General features: G+C 61.1%; 18 protein-coding genes and 1 pseudogene. 16 read left to right on the forward strand and 3 right to left on the reverse strand.

The annotated features are described in order from the left end of the window. Positions 1-17: 17 nt before the first annotated feature. The 11 genes from F3H58_RS18105 to F3H58_RS18155 all read left to right on the forward strand — a co-directional run bounded on the left by F3H58_RS18105 (position 18) and on the right by F3H58_RS18155 (position 10997). Positions 18-1085, forward strand: coding sequence for an ABC transporter permease (locus F3H58_RS18105; RefSeq protein ID WP_149743161.1), 1068 nt, complete (start codon positions 18-20; stop codon positions 1083-1085). Then, positions 1082-2014, forward strand: coding sequence for an ABC transporter permease (locus F3H58_RS18110; protein WP_149743162.1), 933 nt, complete (start codon positions 1082-1084; stop codon positions 2012-2014). Before F3H58_RS18105 ends, F3H58_RS18110 begins: the two co-directional genes overlap by 4 nt. Further along, a complete protein-coding gene (locus tag F3H58_RS18115) occupies positions 2011-2847 on the forward strand; it encodes an ABC transporter ATP-binding protein (protein ID WP_149743163.1) in 837 nt (278 codons plus the stop codon). Before F3H58_RS18110 ends, F3H58_RS18115 begins: the two co-directional genes overlap by 4 nt. Then, positions 2844-3593, forward strand: coding sequence for an ABC transporter ATP-binding protein (locus F3H58_RS18120; protein ID WP_149743164.1), 750 nt, complete (start codon positions 2844-2846; stop codon positions 3591-3593). Before F3H58_RS18115 ends, F3H58_RS18120 begins: the two co-directional genes overlap by 4 nt. 267 nt (positions 3594-3860) lie before the next feature. Further along, positions 3861-4763: a LysR family transcriptional regulator gene (locus F3H58_RS18125; protein WP_149743165.1), complete on the forward strand. Its 903-nt coding sequence runs from the start codon at positions 3861-3863 to the stop codon at positions 4761-4763. Between the two features lie 182 nt (positions 4764-4945). After that, the gene (locus tag F3H58_RS18130) at positions 4946-6481 is read left to right on the forward strand and encodes an ABC transporter substrate-binding protein (RefSeq protein WP_149743166.1); all 1536 of its coding nucleotides are present in this window, start codon (positions 4946-4948) and stop codon (positions 6479-6481) included. A 212-nt stretch (positions 6482-6693) separates the two neighbouring features. After that, entirely contained in the window at positions 6694-7644 is a 951-nt protein-coding gene (locus F3H58_RS18135) for an ABC transporter permease (protein WP_149743167.1), read from the forward strand. Continuing rightward, a complete protein-coding gene (locus F3H58_RS18140) occupies positions 7641-8462 on the forward strand; it encodes an ABC transporter permease (protein ID WP_188128978.1) in 822 nt (273 codons plus the stop codon). Before F3H58_RS18135 ends, F3H58_RS18140 begins: the two co-directional genes overlap by 4 nt. 52 nt (positions 8463-8514) lie before the next feature. Next, positions 8515-9912: an amidase gene (locus tag F3H58_RS18145; protein ID WP_149743168.1), complete on the forward strand. Its 1398-nt coding sequence runs from the start codon at positions 8515-8517 to the stop codon at positions 9910-9912. Positions 9913-10009: 97 nt separating this feature from the next. Next, on the forward strand, positions 10010-10576 hold the full coding sequence (locus tag F3H58_RS18150; RefSeq protein ID WP_188128979.1) for a DJ-1/PfpI family protein: 567 nt from the start codon (positions 10010-10012) through the stop codon (positions 10574-10576). Between the two features lie 70 nt (positions 10577-10646). After that, entirely contained in the window at positions 10647-10997 is a 351-nt protein-coding gene (locus tag F3H58_RS18155; RefSeq protein ID WP_149743169.1) for a ribbon-helix-helix domain-containing protein, read from the forward strand. Between the two features lie 129 nt (positions 10998-11126). Here the strand turns inward: F3H58_RS18155 and F3H58_RS18160 are convergent, their stop codons facing one another. The 3 genes from F3H58_RS18160 to F3H58_RS18170 form a co-directional block, all read right to left on the reverse strand. Then, positions 11127-12047 (reverse strand): ABC transporter permease, encoded by a 921-nt coding sequence (locus tag F3H58_RS18160; RefSeq protein ID WP_003523158.1) that lies wholly within the window; start codon positions 12045-12047, stop codon positions 11127-11129. Continuing rightward, entirely contained in the window at positions 12040-13050 is a 1011-nt protein-coding gene (locus F3H58_RS18165) for an ABC transporter permease (RefSeq protein WP_020813216.1), read from the reverse strand. The genes F3H58_RS18160 and F3H58_RS18165 overlap by 8 nt, the downstream gene beginning before the upstream one ends. Positions 13051-13192: 142 nt before the next feature. Then, positions 13193-14902 (reverse strand): peptide ABC transporter substrate-binding protein, encoded by a 1710-nt coding sequence (locus F3H58_RS18170; RefSeq protein ID WP_149743170.1) that lies wholly within the window; start codon positions 14900-14902, stop codon positions 13193-13195. A gap of 305 nt (positions 14903-15207) precedes the next feature. On the opposite strand from F3H58_RS18170, the gene F3H58_RS18175 reads away from it, so the two are divergent. The 5 genes and pseudogenes from F3H58_RS18175 to F3H58_RS27560 all read left to right on the forward strand — a co-directional run. After that, positions 15208-16371, forward strand: coding sequence for a M20 aminoacylase family protein (locus F3H58_RS18175; protein ID WP_149743171.1), 1164 nt, complete (start codon positions 15208-15210; stop codon positions 16369-16371). 48 nt (positions 16372-16419) lie between these two features. Then, positions 16420-18270: an ABC transporter ATP-binding protein gene (locus tag F3H58_RS18180; RefSeq protein ID WP_149743172.1), complete on the forward strand. Its 1851-nt coding sequence runs from the start codon at positions 16420-16422 to the stop codon at positions 18268-18270. 294 nt (positions 18271-18564) lie between these two features. Continuing rightward, positions 18565-19518, forward strand: a complete 954-nt coding sequence (locus tag F3H58_RS18185) for a sugar-binding transcriptional regulator (protein ID WP_003524928.1) — start codon at positions 18565-18567, stop codon at positions 19516-19518. 144 nt (positions 19519-19662) lie between these two features. Further along, positions 19663-20976, forward strand: a complete 1314-nt coding sequence (locus tag F3H58_RS18190; RefSeq protein ID WP_065655300.1) for an ABC transporter substrate-binding protein — start codon at positions 19663-19665, stop codon at positions 20974-20976. A 174-nt stretch (positions 20977-21150) separates the two neighbouring features. After that, positions 21151-21245, forward strand: a pseudogene (locus F3H58_RS27560) (sugar ABC transporter permease); the annotation flags it as partial.

The following is a 21245-nucleotide window of genomic DNA, read 5'->3' on the forward strand; positions in this document are numbered from 1 at the left end:
CCGGAAGGATCGGTCTCTTGAGCATGGTTGAAACCAACAGCAGGGCGAGGCACGGCAAACGCCGTGTCAATGCCCGCGTGAAAGCCGTTCTCGGCTTCGCCGTCACCGTCATCACCACCTTTCTGGGGCTGATGGCGGTCACATTCTTCATTGGCCGCGTCGTGCCGATCGATCCCGCACTGGCGATCGTCGGCGACCGTGCGCCTGCGCATGTGGTCGAGCGGGTGCGAGAGCAGCTCGGCCTCAACCTGCCGCTCTGGCAGCAGTTCTTCCTTTATCTGAAACAGGCGCTATCGGGCGATTTCGGCACCTCCGTCCTCACCACCAATCCGGTGATGGAGGATATCAAGCGGGTGTTTCCGGCCACCATCGAGCTTGCCACGCTCGGCACCATCATCGGCGCCGTCTTCGGCATTCCGCTTGGCGTGCTTGCCGCCGTCAAGCGCGGCAGCTTTGCCGACCAGGTGGTGCGCGTCATCGGCCTCATCGGTTATTCCGTGCCGATCTTCTGGCTCGGCCTTCTGGCGCTGCTGGTGTTTTACGCCCGGCTGCAATGGGTGGCTTATCCCGGCCGCATGGATATCGTTTATGAATTCACCTTCACACCGGTCACGGGCTTCTTCCTGATCGACGCGATCTGGCAGCGGCAATGGGACGTGTTGTGGGATCTCTTCCGCCACATCATCCTGCCCGCCTGTCTGCTCGGTTATTTTTCGCTGGCCTATATCAGCCGCATGACGCGCTCCTTCATGCTGAACGAGCTAAGCCAGGAATATATCGTCGCGGCCCGCGCCAAGGGGCTTTCGGAAACACGCATCATCTGGTTCCACGCGCTGCGCAACGCCGCCGTGCCGCTGGTGACCGTGATTGCACTCTCCTATGCCGGTCTGCTCGAAGGTTCGGTGCTGACCGAAACCATCTTCGCCTGGCCGGGGCTTGGCCTCTACATCACCAATTCCCTGCAGAATGCGGATATGAATGCCGTTCTTGGCGGCACGATCGTGATCGGCGCCATCTTCGTTGGCATCAATCTCTTCTCCGATCTGCTTTACCGGACGCTCGATCCAAGGACGCGCAGCCGATGACCCTTTCGACCGATACGATCAAACCCTATAGCCGAGAATGGCTGCTCTCCGACCGGCCGGCCTCGCGCAGGCAGGCGCGGCTTGGCCGTGCCTATGTCATCTGGCGGCGCTTTTCGGAAAACCGTCTGGCGCTGCTTGGGCTGGCCATCATCATCGCGCTGCTGTTCGTGGCGCTGTTTGCCGATGTTCTGGCCCCGCATAACCCGGTGCAGGGCGATCTGCGCAATGCCCGGCTGTTGCCGCCCGGCACGGAAGGTTATCTGCTTGGCACCGACGATCAGGGCCGCGATATTCTCTCGCGCCTCATTCACGGTTCGCGGCTGACGCTTTTCGTCGTGCTTCTGGTCGCCATCATCGCAGCCCCCGTCGGCCTCATCGTCGGCACGGTTTCCGGTTATGCCGGCGGCTGGGTGGATGGGGTTTTGATGCGCATCACCGATATTTTCCTTGCCTTTCCGAAGCTCGTTCTGGCGCTGGCGCTGGTCGCGGCGCTTGGGCCGGGCATCGAAAACGCGGTGCTCGCCATCGCGCTTACCTCATGGCCACCCTATGCGCGCATCGCGCGCGCCGAGACCATGACCTTCCGCAATTCCGATTTCATCGCCGCAGTCAAGCTCATGGGCGCGTCGCCCTTCCGTATCGTGCTGAAGCACGTCATGCCGCTCTGCCTGTCGTCGCTCATCGTGCGCGTGACGCTGGATATGGCCGGCATCATCCTCACTGCCGCCGGTCTCGGCTTCCTCGGTCTCGGCGCACAGCCGCCGCTGCCGGAATGGGGCGCGATGATCGCTTCCGGCCGCCGCTTCATTCTCGATCAATGGTGGGTCGCGGCCATGCCCGGCGTGGCGATCCTCATCGTCAGCCTCGGTTTCAATCTCCTGGGCGACGGCCTGCGCGATGCGCTCGACCCCAAGGAGGCGGGCCAATGAGTGCGCCGCTTCTGACCGTTCAGAATCTCCGCGTGTCCTTTCCCACCCGCACCGGGCTGGTGGAGGCGGTGCGCGGCGTGTCCTTCACGCTCGGGCGCGAGCGTCTCGGCATCGTCGGCGAATCCGGTTCCGGCAAATCGCAGACCGGCCGCGCCATCATGGGGCTGACGCCCAAAAATGCGCGCATCGAGGCCGATGCGCTGCGCTTCGGCGATATCGATCTGCTCAAGGCGTCTGCAAAAGAGTGGCGGATCATGCGCGGCAAGCGCATGGCCATGATCCTGCAGGACCCGAAATATTCGCTGAACCCGGTCATGACCATCGGCCGCCAGATCATGGAAACCCTGCGCACCCATGAAAAGATCGGCGGCAGCGAGGCGCGCCAGCGCACGCTCGCCATGCTCGAAGCGGTGCAGATACGCGACCCGGCACGCGTCTTCGATCTTTACCCGCATGAGGTTTCCGGCGGCATGGGGCAGCGTGTCATGATCGCCATGATGCTGGTCTGCGGCCCGGAACTGCTGATCGCCGACGAACCGACATCGGCGCTCGACGTGACGGTGCAGCTCGAAGTGCTCGACATTCTCGACAAGCTGGTGCGCGACCGCGGCATGGGGCTGATCTTCGTCAGCCACGATCTCAGGCTGGTATCGTCTTTCTGCGACCGCGTTCTGGTCATGTATGCCGGCAAGGTGGTGGAGGAACTGTCCTCGGCCAATCTGAAAGAAGCGAAACATCCCTATACGCAGGGCCTGCTGAACTGCCTGCCGGAAATCGGCGGCCACCGGCATCCGCTGCCGGTTCTGGAACGCAAGCCGGAGTGGCGCGCATGAGTTCAGTTCTTTCCGTTCGCGACATGGTGGTCGATTTCGACGGTTATATCGCGCTCGACCGCGTCAGCATCGATGTGGCAGAGGGTGAATCTTTCGGCATCGTCGGCGAGTCCGGCTCCGGCAAATCGACGCTGCTGCGCGCCATTGCCGGCCTTAATCATTTCGATGAAGGCTCCCTGATGGTGGCCGGGCGCTCCTATGCCGGCAAGCACCGCGACAAGAGCTTTTATAGCGATGTGCAGATGGTGTTTCAGGACCCCTATGGCTCGCTGCATCCGCGCCAGACGGTGGATGCGCTGCTGCTCGAACCGCTGGTCATCCACGGTCTCGATAATCGCGAGCAGCGCATTGCCCGGGCATTGGACGAGGTGGGCCTCGGTTCCGGTTTCCGTTTCCGTTATTCACACCAGCTGTCCGGCGGCCAGCGCCAGCGTATCGCCATTGCGCGTGCGCTGATCGTCGAGCCGAAAATCCTGCTTCTCGATGAGCCGACCTCGGCGCTCGACGCCTCCATTCAGGCGGAAATCCTCAACCTTCTGGAGCAGGCCCGCAAGGACCGCAATCTCACCTTCGTCATGGTCAGCCACGATCTCGGCGTTATCAGCCACATGTGCGATCGCCTCGCGGTGATGAAAAGCGGCAAGGTGGTGGAAATGCTGGAGGCCGAGGCGCTGGAAAGCCGGGAATTCAGTGCGGATTATACAAGGCAGCTGCTGGTGGCGAGCGAGGGCTTCAAGCGCGCTTAATTGGCGAGGCGTTGCCTCCCTTTCTTCTCCCCGCCCGGGGAGAAGATGCCCCGAAGGGGCAGATGAGGGGGCCAGCTCTCCGCATCTCTCTGCCGTCGCCCCCTCATCCGGCGCTACGCGCCACCTTCTCCCCGGCGGGGAGAAGAAACGACCTGCAACCTCTCGCTTCTTATGCGCCGTCAACGTCCCGGCCGATGTATTCTCTCTCCCCGCCGCGGTGGTATGCTGGCCGCCAGCTCCGACCCACCCGAAAAAGGTACCCACCCCATGCAACTGCGCGCCCTGATGTATTTTGACGAACTGGTCCGCACCAATTCCATGCGCGCTGCGGCGGAAAACCTGAATGTGGCGCCGACAGCGGTGAGCCGGCAGATCGAGAACCTCGAATATTATTTCGGCTCGCCGCTGGTGGAGCGTTCCAGCCGCGGCGTGAAGCTGACGGCGGCAGGCGAGCTGCTCGCCGCCCGCGCCGGCAAGACGCTGCGGGAACTCGACCATGTGCATCAGCTGATCGACGATCTGAAGGGCCTACAGCGCGGCCGGGTCACGGTCTATGCCAATGGTGCGACGGTGGCGAACCTTCTGGCGCCGGTGCTGGCGCAGTTCAGCCTGAAATATCCAAAACTGCGCTTCGAGGTGCATATTACCAGCGCCCGCCAAGCAATGGAGGCGCTGGGTGCTGCGGAAGCGGATCTGGTCGTCAGCCTGTTTGCCCCAAAGCTTTCCGGCGTGAAAGTGCGCTCTCGCACCCGCATCAGCTACGACGCCATCTTCCCCGCCGGTCATGCGCTTGCCGGGCAGACGGAAGTCTCGCTCAAAGAGCTGGCCGGGCTGCCGCTCGCCCTGCCGGACAAGAGTTTTGCGGCGCGTCAGGCCTTCGACACGCTGTTTGCCGATGCGGGCATCGAGCTTGATCCCGTCTTCATCACCAGCTCTTTGGAAATGCTGAAGGAACTGGTGTTGGGCCATGCCGCCGCCACGCTTTTGCCGGCGCTTTCGGTGGCGCGGGAAATCCGCAGCGGCCAGATGGTCGCCGTTCCGTTCTCCGGCAAGAAGGGCATCCACACCCAGATCGATCTCTGCGTTGCGCCCGACCGGCAATTGTCCTTCGCCGCCTCCAAGCTCGCCGATTTCATCGAGCGCTTCATGCGCGAGGCGACGGCGGGATAAGCGGAACGGTTTGGTCTTTCCGCCCGAAAGGTTGATTTCCATCCGCATTTCCGTGTAGCCATTTCAGCTACACGGAGCACACAAAAATCGAGATTGTGTGTGCGCCTGCAACATGACACTCTTTTTGCAACGGGCGGTCTTCCGAGGGCAAAAATGCCCCGGCCGCCAGACAGGGGACAATGATGCCACGCACTTATCTTTCGCAGGCGGCAACGCTTTCGCGCCGTACCGCGCTGACCCTTGCATTGGGCACGGCGCTCTGGCTGCCGCTTTCGGCAACGGTTGCCGAAGCCGCGCCGAAAACCGCGCTGACGCTTGGCATGGCGGTGGAGCCGGCCGGTCTCGATCCCACCATCGCCGCCCCCGTCGCCATCGGCCAAGTCACCTGGCAGAATGTCTTCGAAGGTCTGGTGAAGGTCGACCGCGAGGGCAAGGTAAAGCCGCAGCTTGCCGAAAGCTGGGAAATTTCCCCTGATGGCAAGTCCTATACGTTCAAGCTGCGCAAGGGCGTGAGCTTCCATGATGGCGAGGCTTTCGATTCCTCTGTCGCCAAATTTTCGCTGGATCGGGCGCGCGGTGAAAGCTCGGTCAATCCGCAGAAACGCTTCTTCGCCGCCATCGACAGTGTCGAGACGCCGGATGCCGCAACGCTGGTGCTGAAGCTGAAGCAGCCGGCCGGCAGCCTTCTCTACTGGCTCGGCTGGCCGGCCTCCGTGATGGTGGCGCCGAAAAGCGCGGAGAATAACCGCACCACGCCAATCGGCACCGGCCCGTTCAAATTCGTGGCCTGGGCCAAGGGCGACAAGGTCGAGCTGCAGAAGAACGACGCCTATTGGGACAAGGCCGTGGCGGTGAAGCTCGACAAGGCGACCTTCCGTTTCGTCTCCGATCCGCAGGCGCAGGCCGCCGCACTGAAATCCGGCGATATCGATGCCTTCCCGGAATTCGGCGCGCCGGAACTGATGACCTCCTTCGATGGCGACGCGCGCCTCGGCACCTTCGTCGGCAATACGGAGTTGAAGGTCGTGGCCGGCATGAACAATGCCCGCAAGCCCTTCGATGACAAGCGCGTGCGTCAGGCGCTGATGATGGCGGTGGATCGCGGTACTGTCATTGAAGGCGCCTGGTCCGGCTTCGGCACGGCCATCGGCAGCCATTACACCCCGAATGACCGCGGCTATATCGATACGACCGGGGTACATCCTTACGATATCGACAAGGCCAAGGCGCTGCTTGCCGAAGCCGGTTATCCGGATGGTTTCAGCTTCACCATCAAGGCCCCGCAAATGGCCTATGCCCAGCGCACCTCGCAGATCCTGCAGGCGATGTTTGCCGAAATCGGCGTGACCATGACCATCGAGACCACCGAGTTTCCGGCCAAATGGGTGGCGGATGTTCTTAAAGGCGCGGATTACGACATGACCATCGTTGCCCATGCCGAGCCGATGGATATCGATATCTATGCGCGCGACCCCTATTATTTCAATTACAAGAACCCGACTTTCAACGAGGTCGTGGCGAATGTGGAAAAGACGGCGGATGCCGGCGAGCAGGAAAAGCTCTATGGCGAAGCCCAGAAAATCCTCGCGGAAGATGTACCCGCCCTTTATCTTTTCGTCATGCCGAAACTCGGCGTCTGGGACAGGAAGGTGAAGGGGCTTTGGGAAAACGAGCCCATTCCCTCGAATGTGCTGACGGATGTGCATTGGGAAGAGTGACGTTTGTCGATAGCCGTTTCTTCCGTCATGCCGGTCCCCGGGTCGAGCCCGAGGATGATCCAGCATCCAGCCAGCCCAAGTCCTTGGGCTGAAAGGGCTCTCTCCGCCGCGCAGACGCGCGTCGGCTGGATTCCGGCTCAGGGCCGGAATGACGGGAGAGAGATAACTGGACCTTCGACCGCAGGCGAAACAAAGCAAGGAGAAGATGCCAGATGTTAGCCGTCCTCATCCGGCGTCTTTTAAGCCTCGTCATCACCCTGTTTGCCGTTTCCCTCATCATCTATGTCGTCATGGGCCTGCTGCCGGGCGATCCTGCCGCCATCATGCTCGGAACCTCGGCGAGCCCCGATACGCTCGCGGCGCTGCAGAAGCAGATGGGCCTCGATCAGCCACTGCCGCTGCGTTATCTCCACTGGCTGGCCGGTGTGTTTCATGGCGATCTCGGGCAATCCTACACCTATGGCGTGCCGGTGGCGGGGCTGATCCTGGAGCGGCTGGCCGTTACCTTGCCGCTTGCGCTGCTGGCCGTCTGCCTTTCGGTGGCCATCGCCATTCCGCTCGGCGTGGCGGCGGCGAGGAGCCGCAACGGGGCGCTGGATTTTGCGGCCGGGCTGTTTTCGCATGTGGGCATTGCCGTGCCCGGTTTCTGGGTCGGGCTGCTGCTCATCATCGTCTTTTCCACCACGCTCGGCTGGATGCCGGCCGGCGGTTTTCCCGGCTGGACGCCGAGCTTTTCAGCGGGTCTTACGGCGCTCATCCTTCCGGCTGTAGCCCTTGCGCTGTCGCAGGCCGGCGTTCTCACCCGCGTCTGCCGCTCCGCCGTGCTTGAAGTGATGAATGAGGATTTCGTGCGCACCGCGCGCGCCAAGGGCCTGAGCGAGCGGGTGGCGCTGTGGCGGCATGCGGTGCCGAACGCGATGATCCCTGTCGTCACCATGATCGGCCTGCAATTCACCTTCCTCATTGCCGGCGCGGTGCTGGTGGAAAATGTCTTCAACCTGCCGGGTCTCGGGCGGCTTGCCTATCAGGCGCTGACCCAGCGCGATATCGTCGTCATGCAATCCGTCGTGCTGTTTTTCTCGGCGCTGGTGATCGTCATGAATTTCGTGGTCGATATCGCCTATCTCTTCATCGATCCGAGACTGTGGGCAGGTGCGCGATGATGCGATTGATCCGCCGCCGCCCCGCCTTTGCCGTCGGCATCGCCGTCACGGCCTTTCTGGTCGCAGTCGCCCTGCTGTCTCTGGTCTGGACGCCGGTGTCCCCCACCAAGATGCAGATCGTCCAGAAGCTGAAATCGCCCTTCGTTTATGGCGGCCTCGGCACGGATCATTTCGGCCGCGACGTGCTGTCGATGCTGATGGCCGGTGCGTGGAACTCGCTGTCCACCTCCATCGCCGCCGTCGCCATCGGCGCATTTATCGGCACGACCATCGGCGTGGCGGTTGCGGCGCTGCGCGGTTTCACCGAAACCGTGGTCATGCGCATCTGCGACATCATTTTCGCCGTGCCGCCCATCCTGTCGGCCATGATGCTCGGCGCTTTCATCGGCACGGGCCGTTTTACCGCCATCATCGCCATCGCCACCTTCATGGTGCCGGTCTTTGCCCGGCTGACGCTAGGCGCGGCGTTGCAGATATGGTCGCGGGAATATGTCACCGCGGCCACCAGCATCGGCCAGAACCGCGCCAAGATCACGCTTTTCCACATCGTGCCGAATATTTCCAACCAGATCATCGTGCAGGTGACGATCCAGCTCGGTCTTGCGATATTGACGGAAGCAGGCCTTTCTTTCCTCGGTCTCGGCATGCCGCCGCCCGCCGCCACCTGGGGGCGGATGCTGGCCGATGCCCAGACCTATCTCGGCACAGCACCCTGGCTCGCCATCATGCCCGGCCTTGCGATTGCGCTCGCCGTCTTCGGCCTCAATCTTCTCGGCGATGGCCTGCGCGACCTGCTGGACCCGCGCGATACCAGCTGACCGTTTCAAGCCGATACCGCCGCTATTTCCTGTTTTATGACGAGACGATGCCATGACCGATCTCATAGACCTCAACACGCTCGAAATCCTGGGGCTTTACCGGGAAAGGAAGCTCTCGCCTTCGGAGTACTGGCAGGCGGTTGAAGCGCGCATCGAGGCTTTCGAGCCCGTCGTGAACGCCCTTTATGCCTATGACCCGGAAGATGCCCGCAGGCAGGCAGCAGCCTCGACGCAGCGCTGGCACGCCGGCGAAACGCTCGGCCCGCTCGATGGGCTACCGGTGTCGCTGAAGGAACTCATCGCCACGAAAGGCCACCCGGTGCCTCTCGGCACAAAGGCGGTGGAGCTTGTGCCGGCGCTGGAGGACGCACCGGTTGCTGCCCGCTGCCGGGAAGACGGTGCGATCCTCTATGCCAAGACGACCTGCCCGGATTACGGCATGCTCTCCTCGGGCCTTTCCAGCTTCCATAAGCTTAGCCGCAACCCCTGGGACCCGAGCCAGAACCCCGGCGGCTCCAGCGCCGGTGCGGCCTCGGCCGGCGCTGCGGGTTACGGCACGCTGCATATCGGCACGGATATTGGCGGCTCGGTGCGGCTGCCGGCGGGCTGGACCGGCCTGTTCGGTTTCAAGCCGAGCCAGGGCCGCATCCCGGTCGATCCCTATTATACCGGCCGCTGCGCCGGACCGATGACCCGCACCGTTGCCGACGCCGCCTATGCCATGGCGACGCTTTCCCGCCCCGACTGGCGCGACGGCACGGCGCTGCCGCCCAACGATATCGACTGGATGGACCTCGATATGAATGTAAAGGGCCTGAAAATCGGCCTGATGCTGGATGCCGGCTGCGGCCTGCCGCTGGACGAGGAGGTGCGCGACGCCGTGCTCTCCGCCGCGAAACTGTTCGAGGCTGCGGGCGCCATCGTCATCCCGGTCGAGCCGGTGCTGACACGCGAGATGCTGGACGGGCTGGACGATTTCTGGCGGGCGAAGTTCTGGGGCGACATGGCGGCGCTGAGCGCGGACCGTCGCGCCGCGATCCTTCCCTATATTCATGAATGGGCCCAAAAGGGGGCGGATATTTCCGGTTCGCGCGCCGTTTTCGGTTTCAACCAGACCATGGAAATGCGTAAGGCTTGCGGGCGGTTGATGCAGTCCGTTGATGCGGTGATTTCACCCGTCAATCCCATCGTGTCCTATCCGGCCGACTGGGCCTCGCCCACCAATGATCCCGAACTTCCCTTCGAACATATAGCCTTCACGGTGCCGTGGAACATGTCGGAACAGCCGGCCTCCTCGATCAATTGTGGCTTCTCCAGATCGGGAATGCCCATCGGCTTGCAGATCGTCGGGCCGCGTTACGAGGATTTGTTCGTGCTCAAACTTTCAAAGGCCTTTGAGAGTTGGGGCGGTGGTGTAAGACGCTGGCCGCAGCCGCCGCAGGCCCGCTGATCCCAGCTTTATCGACCCTGTAGTATTGCCATAATACCCGCATCTCGATCCCGCCTGTTAGGGTGCCGAAAGGCATTCGAAAACGGGAGGAGCAGACATGCCAAAGAAGATTTTGATGATCGCCGGCGATTTCGCCGAGGATTATGAGACCATGGTGCCGTTCCAGACCCTGCTTGCGGTCGGCCATACGGTCCATGCCGTCTGCCCTGGCAAGAAAGCGGGCCAGACGATTGCCACGGCGATCCATGATTTCGAGGGTGACCAGACCTATTCGGAAAAGCGCGGCCATAATTTCGCGCTCAACGCCACCTTCGCCGATATCAAGGTTGCGGATTACGATGCGCTGGTCATTCCGGGCGGCCGTGCGCCGGAATATCTGCGGCTCAATGCGGATGTGCTCGCTGCCGTGAAACATTTCTTCGAGGCTGACAAGCCGGTGGCGGCGGTCTGCCATGGCGCGCAATTGCTGGCGGCCGCGGGCGTGCTCAAGGGCCGCTCCTGCTCGGCCTATCCCGCCTGCCGCCCCGAAGTGGAACTGGCGGGCGGCACCTATGCCGATATCGCCATCGATGCGGCCGTTACCGACGGCAAGCTGGTAACAGCGCCCGCATGGCCGGCGCATCCGGCTTGGCTTTCGCAATTCATGGCCGTGCTCGGCAAATGAGACCGGCGAAACGGGGCTTTTTCCGGCCCCGTTTTCCGCCTATCTTTCAGGCGTGGTGAGGGAGGAAACCATGTGCAAGCTTTTCATCAACGCAGACCCGACGCTTTGGGAGAGCCATACGCGGTCGCTCAGGATCGATGGCATGGTCACGAGCGTGCGGCTTGAAAACTTCTTCTGGTCGACGCTGGACGAGATCGCGCGGCGTGACGGCATGAACAGCGTGCAGCTTATCGCCAAGCTTTATAATGAATCGATCGATGCCGGGCACGATCTGGGCAATTTCACCTCGTTCCTGCGGGTCTGCTGCGGGCGTTATCTGGCACTTCAGCTTTCCGGCGACATTCCGGCGCGCAGCGATATTCCGATTGCGGCGCTGGATGCGGACAGCATTCTCGATGCGGAAAAGGTGAATTACCACTAGGCGGTCACAGTACACTCGACGTCATCCTCGGGCTTGTCCCGAGGATCTGCCGACGTATCGTTTTTTTCGACGTGATTAGATCCTCGGGACAAGCCCGAGGATGACGTGGGAATGGTTAGACGATTCCCCTCAGCTCTTCAACGCCCTCGGGTCGAGCGCGTCACGCACGGCATCGCCAATGTAATTCACACTCAGAACCGTCAGCGAAATCGCCAGCCCGGGCCACAGCACGCGCGAGGGCGTCAGTTGCAGGAAGTTGGCGCCATCGAACAGGAGCCGTCCCCAGGTCGGGAAATCGGAGGGGAAGCCGAGGCCGAGGAAGGACAGCGCGGATTCCGTGATGATGGCGGCGGCGATGCCGAGCGTGGCCGAGACCATGATCGAACTCAGCACATTCGGCAATATATGCCTGAGGATGATGCGGTATTCGCGCATGCCGCTCGATTTCGCCGCCATGATGAATTCCTGGCTTTTTATCGTCAGCACATCGCCGCGCACGATACGGGCCGTATGCATCCAGCTGGTTATCCCGATCACGAAGACGATGAGGATGAAGATACCGGTTTCCGGCCCGAAGGCGGCGCGCAGCGTATCGCGAAACAGCATCAGGATGACGAGCAGCAGCGGCAAAAGCGGCAGCGCCAGGAACAGGTCGGTCAGCCGCATCAGCGGCCCGTCCAGCCTGCGGAAATAGCCAGACAGCACGCCCACCAGCGTGCCCAGGAACAGCGCCAGCAACATGGCGGTGATGCCGACGGCAAGCGAGATGCGCCCGCCGGCCAGAACCTGCGCCAGCATGTCCTTGCCCAGATTATCGGTGCCGAAAGGATGCGCGAGCGACGGCCACTGGTTGCGCGCCTTCACATTGATGGCGTTGGGCGCAACGGTGTGGATATAGGGGCCGACGTAGACCGCCAGCAGGATGAAAACGAAGACGAAGAGGCCCGCCACGCCGCCCTTGTGAACGCGGAACTGTTTCCAGATATCGGCAAGGGCGGATTGCGTGGGGGTGGCCGCAACCGTCGGCGCTGCGATGGTGGCGTCAGTCATAGCGGATCCTCGGGTCGAGAATGCCGTACAGCACGTCGGCAATCAGGTTGAAGAGCACGATCAGCACCGCGAAAATGAAGGTGAGCGTCTGCACCAGCGGAATATCCGCGCCCTGAACGGCGGTGATCAGCAATTGGCCAAGCCCGTTCACGCGGAAGATTTGCTCGGTGATGATGGCGCCGGAAAAGATCGTCGGCACGCCGAGCGCAATCACGGTCACCACCGGGATCAGGCTGTTGCGCAGAACGTGGATGAGCAGCACGGATTTTTCCTTCACGCCCTTGGCGCGCGCGGTGCGCACATAATCCTGATGCAGATTGTCGAGCATGGAGGCGCGCACGAAGCGGCTGATCTGCGAGACATTGTAGAGCGTCAGCACCAGCACGGGCAGGAACATCTGCTTCACCTGCGCCACGAAACTTCCCCAGTCGGTCACCTGAAGGTTGGTGTCGTAAACGGAAGGGAACCATTGCAGGTAGGAGCTGAAGATGACGACCAGCAGCACACCAGTAAAGAAGGTCGGCACCGAATAACCCACCATAGAAACGAAGGTGCCAATCTGGTCGAAGATCGAATATTGCTTATAGGCGGAGATGACGCCGATCGGGATCGCCAGCAGCGCGCCGAAGAGATAGGCGAGGCCCACCACCCACAACGTCTGCGGCATGCGCTGAATGACGAGATCGACCACCGGGCTGCGTGTCGCCCAGGAGAGCACTCGCATGCGGCTGCCATCGCCGATCTGCCAGCCGGTCAGCCTTTCAATGAGGTTCAGCGGTTCGTTGATGAAGAATTGCTGCAGCCACATCAGGTAACGGATGAAGAAGGGCTGGTCGAGGCCAAGCGAGGCGCGGATTTGCTCACGCACTTCCGGCGGGATGGTGAGCGGCAGGTCGCCGGTCGGGTCGTTCGGCGCAAGATCGAGCAGCGCGAAGATGACGAAGCTGATGACGAGCAGCGTCGGTACGGCAAAGGCAAGCCGCCGGAGCGTAAAGGTAAACATCTGAAACTCTCCAGACCCAGAGCGCGACAGGACGAAAATTGGGAGCGTTTTCGCCTTAACGCGGCAAATGTGTCTTCAGATCATGGTCCAGGGGCATGCAGAAGGCCGGCCTCTCCGGGGGAGAAGCCGGCGCATCCGCGTGTTACTTCTTGCGGGACCAGTCCGCGACGTTCCAGAGTTCCGAATCCCAGGCATTCATGCGAACGCCTTCCAGCGTCAGCGAATGCGAGGAAACGCTGCCGCGGTGGATGAGCGGAATATGCGCGCCTTCCTCCGTCAGCATGTCGTTCAGCTGCTTGGAAATTTCCGCGCGCTTGGCAAGCTCGGCGGTCTTGGAGAGTTCACCCACCAGCTTGTCGAATTCCGGGTTGCAATAACGCGGAATATTCTGGCCCTGCCAGCCGTTTTCCGGGGCCGGGATCTTGTCGCACAGCCATTCCGCCAGATATTTTTCCGGGTCCGTGCCGTCGAAATTGTTGGTGTACATTTCGACGTCGGCATAAAATTTCTGGAAGGTATCCGGGCTTGCCGGGTCGCCGCCGAAGAAGACCGAGGCGCTGACATTGCGCAGTTCGGAGGCAACGCCAATCTGCGACCACATGTCCTTCACCAGTTCCTGCGTGGCCTGGCGAACCGAGTTGGTGGAGGTCTGGTAGAGGAAGGAGAGCTTCACGCCATTCTTGGCGCGAATGCCATCGGCGCCCTTCACCCAGCCGGCATCGTCCAGCAGCTTGTTTGCGCCTTCCACATCCTGCTTCAGGCACCAGCTGTCATTCTTGGTGGAAGCGACGGCTTCCGGAGCCGGCACGATGTTGCAGGTCGGCTTGCCCGCTTCGCCATAACCCGCTTCGTCGATGACATCGCGGTCGATGGCGAGCGACAATGCACGGCGCACGGCGGGGTCGGAAAGGGCTGGGTGCGGGCCGGCCTGCTTGGTGGAGCGCTTGTCGCCCAGCGAAGGATCGGCATTGTACCAGTTGAGATTGATACGCTCGACCTGTGTGCCGAAGGCGGTTTCCAGCTTGCCTTTACCTGCGGCCACCATGGTGGCGAGGATTTCCGGCTCCACCTGCATGTTCCAGGCATAGTCGAATTCGCCGGTTTCAAGCACGGCGCGTGCGGCGGAAGCGGCATCACCGCCGCCCTTCAGGGTCGCGGTTGCGAAGGCGGGCTTGGCGGGGTCGCGGTAATTGGTGTTGGCGACGAAGCTGATCACGTCATTCGGCTTGAAATCCTTGACCACGAAGGGGCCGGTGCCGATGGGACCGAAATTGGCGGATGTGCAGCCGGGTGCGGCAGCGCCGACGCATTTTTCAAACTGCTTCTTCTGGATAACCGGCGACTGTGCGCCGACGAATGCGGAATAGGGGTAAGGTTTCGGTTCGGTGAAGCTGACCTTGACGGTGTGGGCGTCGACGGCCTCGACATCCTTCACGCCCTCATATTGCGCCGCCTGTGCGCAGCCGCCATCCGGTGCGGTGCAATATTTCCAGGTGAAAATAACGTCCTCGGCGGTGAACGGCGTGCCATCCGACCACTTCACGTCGCTTTTCAGCTTCCAGGTCATGCTGAGCAAATCCTTCGCGACGCCGCCATTGTCGATCGTCGGAATTTCGGTGACCAGCATCGGCACCAGCTCGCCCTTTTCGTCGTAGCGCGCCAGCGGCTCAATCACCATGGACGAGCTGTAGACTTCCTTCGTGCCACCGGAAAGATAAGGATTGAGTGTCGATACTGCTTGCCAGAACAGGATTTTCAGTTCGCCGTCACTGCCGCGCTCGGCATGGGCGGCAGAGCCTGCCAGGGCCATGGCCGCCACCGTGCTGGCAAAGAGAACGCTGCGCTTCTTCATTGTAGTTTTCCCCTTTTTGGATTTTATCTATTTGAATGTTTGACGCTTTTCCCGTCGTCATGTGCAAGGTCTGTTATTCTAAGTATTTGACTTTGCTAAGGAATATTCCTCCATTCCCGATGATGCTATTGTCAGTTTTTTTGAAAAGCAAGTCCCAATGTTCCTTTGATGAACAAAAATTGAGCCATTCAGTTTTGGGCCTATTTTTCGCTCATGCAGCAAATTTCATGCTTGCAAAACGAGAAATTCCAAACGCAATATGGCGTCCGACAACCCGGCGGGGAACAAAAAAAGGGAAAAAGAGAATGCCGATATTGAACCGTGTGGCTGAAATGCAGGAAGAAGTTGCCGGCTGGAGGCGCCATCTGCATGAACACCCGGAACTGCTCTACGATGTCTTCGAAACATCGAAATTCGTGGCCGAAAAACTCAAATCCTTCGGCTGCGACGTCGTCGAGACCGGCATCGGCAAGACCGGCGTAGTCGGCATCATCAAGGGCCGGCACGGGGATGGCCCGACCATCGGTTTCCGTTCCGACATGGACGCGCTGCCGATCCTCGAGACGAGCGGCAAGCCCTGGGCTTCGAAGACGCCGGGTAAGGCCCATTCCTGCGGTCATGACGGGCACACCGCCATGCTTTTGGGTGCGGCGCAATATCTGGCCGAGACCCGCAATTTCAAGGGCTCCGTGGCGGTGATCTTCCAGCCGGCGGAAGAGGGCGGCGCTGGCGCGCTCGCCATGCTGAACGATGGCATGATGGAGAAATTCGGCATTTCGCAGGTCTTTGGCATGCATAACGAGCCGGGCATTCCAGTCGGCAATTTCGCCATCCGCAAGGGGTCGACCATGGCGGCGGCGGATAGTTTCGAAATCGTCATCACCGGCAAGGGCAGCCATGCGGCCGCCCCGCATCTTTCCATCGATCCGGTGCTGACCTCGGCGCATGTCATCATCGCCCTGCAATCCATCGTCTCGCGGGAGACGGATCCGCTGAAATCGCTGGTCGTCACTGTCGCCACCACCCATGGCGGCACGGCCGTCAATGTCATTCCCGGTGCGGTGACGCTGACGGGAACGGTGCGCACGCTGCTGCCTGAAACCCGCGATTTCGCCGAAAAGCGCCTGAAGGAAGTGGCGACCGCCACCGCCATGGCGCATGGCGCCACCGTGGAGGTGAAATATCATCGCGGTTATCCCGTCACCTTCAACCATAGTGATGAGACCGAATTCGCGACCGGCGTGGCGATGGGCGTGGCCGGTGCGAATGCCGTCAACACCAATCCGAACCCGCATATGGGGGCGGAAGATTTCTCCTACATGCTGGAAGCGCGCCCCGGCGCCTTCATCTTCATCGGCAATGGCGATACCGCCGGGCTGCACAATGCGGCCTATGATTTCAACGACGATGCGCTGCCTTACGGCATCAGCTACTGGGTTTCGATGGCCGAAACCGCACTTGCTGCGTAAGACATCCGGCGGCCTTCATGGCCGCCTTTTGCTTTTCAGGAGATCGGCATGCTTTTGGCGGCAACGTCCATGGAACAGACCGGCGGTTCGGTAAGCCCGGTTTTATCGGTTCAAAATCTCACCACATCCTTCCGCGTCGATGGCGGCTGGAAATCCGTGGTCCGCAATATGAGTTTCGAGATCGCGCCGCGTGAGACGGTGGCGATCGTCGGTGAAAGCGGCTCCGGCAAAAGCGTCACCTCGCTCTCCATCATGCGGCTCCTCGATAAAAAGACGAGCCGCATCGAAGGCAAGGTCATGCTCGGCGGGCGCGATCTGCTGGCGCTGCCGGAAGAAGAGATGCGCAAGGTTCGCGGCAAGGACATTTCGATGATCTTCCAGGAGCCGATGACTAGCCTCAACCCGATCTTCCCGATCGGCAAGCAGATCGCCGAAGCGCTGACCGTGCATCAGGATATTTCCTCCTCTGCCGCGCGCGCCGAGGTCATTCGCCTGCTTGAGAAAGTCCGTATTCCCAATGCGAAGAGCCGTTTCGATGACTACCCGCACCAGTTTTCCGGCGGCATGCGCCAGCGCGTGATGATCGCCATGGCGCTCGCCTCCAAACCCAAGCTCCTGATTGCCGACGAGCCGACGACGGCGCTCGACGTCACCATTCAGGGCCAGATTCTCGACCTCATCAAGACGCTGCAGGAAGAGGAGGGCATGTCGGTCCTGTTCATCACCCATGATATGGGCGTGGTGGCGGAAGTCTCGGACCGCACCATCGTCATGTTCCGCGGCGATGTGGTGGAAACCGGCACCACCGACGACATATTCCATCGCGGCCGCCACCCTTATACGCGGGCGTTGCTTTCGGCGGTGCCGAAGCTTGGCTCGATGAAGGAGAGGGTGCTGCCGGCCCGTTTCCCGATCATCGATATCAAGACCGGTGAAAGCCAGCCCGTCGCGGAGGTGAAGGATACGGTCTCCGGCGGCCGCACGCCCATTCTTTCCGTCAAGGACCTCACCACCCGTTTCGATATCCGCACCGGCCTTTTCGGCCGCAAATCCGGCGCCGTGCATGCGGTGGAAAAGGTCTCCTTCGATCTCGCCGAGGGCGAAACCCTGTCGCTGGTGGGTGAATCGGGCTGCGGCAAGTCCACCACGGGCCGCTCCATCACCCGGCTGATCGAGCCGACATCCGGCAATGTCATGCTCGATGGTTACGAGGTGCTGAAGCTCGACAAGACGACGCTGCGCACCATGCGCCGCAGCGTGCAGATGATCTTCCAGGACCCCTTCGCCTCGCTCGATCCGCGCATGAGCATCGGCACGGCGATCATGGAACCGTTTATCGAGCATCGCCTCGGAACCAAGCAGCAGGCTCGCGAAAAGGCGGCCGATCTTCTGGAAAAGGTGGGCCTCAGCCCGGATATGATGCGGCGTTTCCCGCATGAATTTTCCGGCGGACAGCGCCAGCGTATCGCCATTGCCCGCTCGCTGATGCTCGACCCCAAGGTCATCGTCGCCGACGAGGCGGTGTCCGCGCTCGATGTCTCCATCAAGGCGCAGGTCTGCAACCTGCTGCTCGACCTGCAACAGAGTCTCAATCTGGCTTTCCTGTTCATTTCCCACGATATGGCGGTGGTGGAGCGTGTCAGCCATCGCGTCGCGGTGATGTATCTCGGCGAGATCGTCGAAATCGGGCCTCGCGCGGCGGTTTTCGACAATCCGCAGCATCCCTATACGAGAAAGCTCATGTCCGCCGTTCCGGTGCCGGACCCGGCGCGGCGGCAGATCCGGCGCAACATGGCGACCGACGAGATCAAAAGTCCGATCCGGCCGGTGGATTATGTGCCGCCGCAGCGCCATTACCGCGAGGTTTCCGCAGGGCATCTGGTGCAGGAAGCGGCTTGATTTGAGGGTACGGGCATAAACCCGGCATCGTCACCCCGGACTTGATCCGGGGTCCAGCGCGATCAAGTTCTTGATCGCAAGAGACTCTTCTCACGGCGCAGACGCGCCGTGGCTCGATTCCGGCTCAAGGCCGGAATGACGGAAAAATAACGACACGGACGTATAAGCCGTCAGTGACCTTTCCTCATCCGCCGATTTTCGCGCCCTATAGTCTTTCCGCCCATCCGCCGTTTGACAGCCGACGCAAAAAAATGCCAGCAAATGCGCAAGCAGAATTCGGAAAAGGGCAGCGGCATGGCCAGACGAAACGACGCACATGGACGGCTGGACGATGCGGCCCGTGCCGGCTGGCTTTATTATGTCGCGGGCCGCACGCAGGATGAGATCGCCGCCGCCATGGGCATTTCCCGGCAATCGGCGCAGCGGCTGGTGTCGCTTGCCGTTGCCGAACGGCTGATCAAGGTCCGGCTCGATCACCCCATCGCCGCCTGTCTCGAAAAAGCCGAGCGGCTCAAGGAAAAATTCGACCTCAAATATATCGAGGTGGTGCCGAGTGATCCGGCCGGCGTCTCCTCCACTGTCGGCATTGCCGAGGCCGGGGCGGCGGAAATCGAGCGCTGGCTGAAAAATGCCGATCCCATCGTGCTTGCCATCGGCACCGGCCGCACGCTCAAAGCCGCTGTGGATCAGCTGCCGCCGATGGAGTGCCCGCAGCACCGCATCGTGTCGCTGACGGGCAATATCGGGCCGGATGGATCGGCCGCCTATTATAACGTCATCTTCAGCATGGCCGATGCCATCAAGGCGCGGCATTTTCCGATGCCGCTGCCCGTTCTGTGCTCTTCTGCGGAAGAGCGCGAACTGCTGCACGACCAGTCCATGGTGCGTTCCACGCTGGCGCTGGGTTCCGCGGCCAATGTTACCTTCGTCGGTGTCGGCGAACTTGGCGAAAACGCACCGCTCTGCGTCGACGGTTTTCTGGGTGTCGACGAGATGAAGGCGCTGATGGCAAGCGGTGCCGTCGGCGAGATTTGCGGCTGGATGTATGATGCCAATGGCCGCATTCTCGAGCATTCCGTCAACGAGCGCGTCGCCTCCGTTCCCATCCCTTCAAGAGAGACCTGCACCGTCATCGGCATGGCGCAGGGCGCACGCAAGAACGCCTCGATTCTGGCGGCGCTGAGGGGCGGTCTGCTGAACGGCCTCATCACCGATGAAGTCACAAGCGAATATTTGCTCACGCATTGAGCAAAAATTAAACACATAAAATCAATAGTTTGGTTTTTCCATGTGCGTCGCAGCACAGGATGTCGCTTGACTTTTTTGCTGATGAGGTGAGTAAATGCCCTAGAGCAAAGCGAATGCTCATCATTTTTCTTCTGGGAGGAAGATATGACATTGAAGACCATTTTGCTGGGCGCATGCTCGGCACTCGCCTTTTCGACCCTTGCTTCCGCCGAGACGCTGACCATCGCGACCGTGAACAACGGCGACATGATCCGCATGCAGGGTCTGACCTCGGACTTCACCACCAAGAACCCCGACATCAAGGTCGAGTGGGTGACGCTTGAAGAAAACGTCCTGCGTGAGCGCGTGACGACCGATATCGCCACCAATGGCGGCCAATACGACATCATGACCATCGGCAACTACGAAGTGCCGATCTGGGCCAAGCAAGGCTGGCTGCTGCCGCTCGAAAAGCTTGGCGATAAATATGACGTCGACGATCTGCTACCGGCGATCCGCGGCGGCCTCTCCAGCGAAGGCAAGCTTTACGCCGCGCCGTTCTATGGCGAATCCGCCATGATCATGTACCGCAAGGACCTGTTCGAAAAAGCCGGCCTGAAGATGCCCGATAACCCGACCTGGGAATTCATCGGCGACGCTGCCCGCAAGATCACCGACCGCAAGGCCGATATCAACGGCATCTGCCTGCGCGGCAAGGCCGGCTGGGGCGAAAACATGGCCTTCATCAGCGCGCTCACCAACTCCTTCGGCGGTCGCTGGTTCGATGAAAACTGGAAGCCGCAATTCGATCAGCCGGAATGGAAGAGCTCCCTGCAGTTCTACGTGGATCTGATGAAAGATGCCGGCCCTTCCGGTGCATCCTCGAACGGCTTCAACGAAAACCTGACGCTGTTCCAGCAGGGCAAGTGCGGCATGTGGATCGACGCTACGGTCGCTGCCTCCTTCGTCTCCAATCCGAAGGATTCCACCGTTGCCGACAAGGTCGGTTATGCCATCTTCCCGACGCATGGCGAGCTGAAGAACCACGGCAACTGGCTGTGGTCTTGGAACCTCGCGATCCCGAAGAGCTCGCAGAAGGCGGAAGCGGCTGAGAAGTTCATCTCCTGGGCAACCAGCAAGGAATATACCGAGCTCGTCGCTTCCAAGGAAGGCTGGGCAAACGTGCCTCCGGGCACCCGCACCTCGCTCTACAAGAATGCCGAGTATGAAAAGGCCGCCGCCTTCGCCAAGCCGACGCTTGCCGCAATGGATGCCGCCGATATTACCAAGCCGACTGTAAAGCCTGTGCCTTACACCGGCGGCCAGTTTGTGGCGATCCCTGAATTCCAGGCGCTCGGCACCACGGTCGGTCAGCTGTTCTCGGCGGTCGTTGCCGGCCAGTCCAGCGTTGACGATGCGCTTGCGGGCGCCCAGTCGACCGCGACGCGTGAAATGACCCGCGCCGGTTACATCAAGTAATCCTCCCGAAGATCGCTGTCCGGCGCCAATGCCGGGCAGCGAACCTTGGGGACGGCAAGCCGCCGGTCTGTACGGCGGCGTTTAAGCCTTTCAAATCAAAACAAGAATGAGCCGGTTCTTCCGGATATGCCGGGCGCATGTCGTGACGCCCAGGCCCAAGGGGAGGTGAGTGCAATGGCAACCCGAAACACAAGCGGATTAGCGCGGGTCATGCTTGCGCCATCGGTGCTGCTGCTTCTGGTGTGGATGATCGTGCCTCTGGCGATGAC

This window comes from Rhizobium sp. NFACC06-2, from assembly GCF_900101425.1.
Lineage (GTDB): Bacteria > Pseudomonadota > Alphaproteobacteria > Rhizobiales > Rhizobiaceae > Agrobacterium > Agrobacterium leguminum.